General features: G+C 68.7%; 1 pseudogene. It reads left to right on the top strand.

The window, feature by feature from the left end:
- Window positions 1–28 precede the first annotated feature (28 nt).
- Window positions 29–252 (top strand): annotated as a pseudogene (locus RMT89_RS44415) (VOC family protein); the annotation flags it as partial.

The raw sequence follows: 252 nt of genomic DNA, 5'->3' as shown, positions 1-252 counted from the left end.
CCTCTACCAGCACGCAGGTAGCCTGCTGGTGCTGGCCACGCCGCTGAACGGCGAAGCTGCCTCGGCGGCCAATGGCGGCACCATCGGCCTGCTCATGGCCAGCCCGGCACAGGTGGATGCCTTCCATGCTGCGGCGCTGGCCAACGGTGGAACCTCGTGCGAAGAACCGCCCGGTGTGCGCGAGACTCCGGCGGGCTCGCTGTATCTGGCCTACCTGCGTGACCCGGACGGCAACAAGCTGTGCGCGTTCCA

The sequence above is a fragment of the Streptomyces sp. P17 genome, from assembly GCF_032436805.1.
Taxonomy (GTDB): Bacteria; Actinomycetota; Actinomycetes; order Streptomycetales; family Streptomycetaceae; genus Streptomyces.
The sequence above is the reverse complement of the archived record's forward strand: the minus strand, read 5'-3'. Positions and strand labels throughout refer to the sequence as shown.